Annotated in this window: 1 protein-coding gene and 1 pseudogene; one reads left to right on the forward strand and one right to left on the reverse strand. The window is 66.8% G+C overall.

The genetic code is table 11. From position 1 onward, the window contains the following. Positions 1-97 precede the first annotated feature (97 nt). Positions 98-1,096, reverse strand: coding sequence for a DNA-binding protein (locus tag QZY44_RS13655; protein WP_295447102.1), 999 nt, complete (start codon positions 1,094-1,096; stop codon positions 98-100). A gap of 170 nt (positions 1,097-1,266) precedes the next feature. On the opposite strand from QZY44_RS13655, the pseudogene QZY44_RS13660 reads away from it, so the two are divergent. Then, positions 1,267-1,935, forward strand: a pseudogene (locus QZY44_RS13660) (Tn3 family resolvase); the annotation flags it as partial.

Consider the following 1,935-nt stretch of genomic DNA (forward strand, 5'->3'; position numbering starts at 1 on the left):
ACGTTTCGCGGTGCCGGGCGGATTCTCGACCTGGATGCGATCGTGGCAGGGCTCGATTTAGGTTGACGGAATTTTCTGGGGTTTGGGCTTACAACCCCTAGAGTGACGCCTGAACCTCGAGCCGCACCTGCAGGCGCTGCACGCGTAGGTCCTGTTCGGCCAACGCTTGCCGTAGCCCGCGCTCCTCGGCGACCAGCGTCTGGCGTGTGCCTTCGGCGACGGCCAGTTGCTCAGTCAAGGTCGCGTTGTCGGCCGCCAGTCGCGCCTGGACAGCGACCAAGTCATCCCTGGCGCGCTGGACATCTCGAACATTCTGCTGGGCCTCACGCAGTTCGCGACGGGCCTCGGCCAACTCGGCGGACAGCCGGGCGCAATCCTGGCCGTTGCGGGTCACCTCGTCCTGTTTGACGACCAGGGTCTGGGCGAGCTGGCGCAGTTCGGCCTGGAGTTGCTGCACCTGCGTCTCGTGGCGGCGCTGGTCCTGATCACGCTGATCCTTGACCGACCGCCGGTAATGCTCCAAGGCGTCACGCGCGTGCCGATGTTTTTCTTCCAGGGAATCGATGTGCCGGCCATGTTCGGCCAGTCGTACCGTGAGGGCCGCGTTCTCGTTACCGATGGCCGCCGTGCGGATACGCTCTTGCTGTAACGCCTCGCGGGTCGCCGCGTGGGCGTCCCGTTCACCGGTGAGGACCTCGCCAAGCTGCCCGGCCTGCACCTGCACCTCCCCCAGTGCCTGCTCCAACCGGGCGAGCTCGACACGCTGCGCGCCCGCCTCTGCCGCGTGACGCGCCTCGGCCGCCGCCACGGCGGCGCGGGCCTCCTCGCGCAACTGACGGGCCAGTCCCGCGACCGCCGTCCCGAGGGTCGCACTCAACAGTTGCTCATCGTCGAGCCGCGTCCCTTCTGACTGTGCAAGCTCTTGGAGGTAGCGATGGATCGTACTCTTGGAGCCGGTGTTGCCCAGTTCCACGCGGACCGCATCAATGGAGGGGTTCTCCCCGCGGGAAACCAACGCATCACGGGCTTTCTGAACGAGATACTTTGAAATACCGGCGCGTGCCATGGGGTCTGCCTGAATAACGTACTGTGCCACATACTGCAATATTACATCCTCTCACAACACAGTTATGACCGCTTCTCTTGGCCGATATCCACATGCGATAATCCGCCGTTATCCCGTCCAGGGACACGTTCCCCCCAAACGGCCCGGTTCCGGTACAAAAAGCGCCCACCCCGGCAACACCCGCAGGCCGCCCACCACCCATGCCCGAGCTTGAGCACTACCTCGCCGCCGCCACGCGCGATAACACGCGCCGCAGTTACGCGTCAGCCGTACGCCATTACGAGGAGGCCTGGGGCGGGTTCCTGCCGGCCACGACCGATGCGGTGGCCCGCTATCTGGCGGCGTACGCGTCGACCCTGTCGCTGAACACGCTAAAGCTACGCCTGGCAGCGCTCGCGCAATGGCACCGCGACCAGGGCTTTCCCGACCCCACCAAGGCGCCCCTGGTCCGCCAGGTCCTGAAAGGCATCGGCACGCTCCACCCCGCCCGCGAGCGCCGCGCCCTCCCCTTGCCAATCGCCGAACTGGCGCAGATCGACGCCACCCTCGTCGCGGCCATCATCCGCGCCACCACCGACGCCGACAGCGTGGGCCTCCTGCGAGCGACCCGCGATCGGGCGCTCATCCTGATCGGATTCTGGCGGGCCTTCCGCAGCGATGAGTTGAGCCGGCTGCGCGTGGAGGACATCGTGGTCACCCCCGGGGAGGGCATGACGCTGTATCTGCATCGGACCAAGACCGAACACGACGGGCTGGGGGCGGAATTCAAGGCCCCGGCCCTCTCCCGGCTGTGCCCGGTCAGTGCCTACCGCGACTGGATCGACCTGGCCGCACTGACCGCGGGGCCGGTGTTTCGCCGCATCGGCCCG

Source organism: uncultured Thiodictyon sp. (assembly GCA_903837595.1).
Lineage (GTDB): Bacteria > Pseudomonadota > Gammaproteobacteria > Chromatiales > Chromatiaceae > Thiodictyon.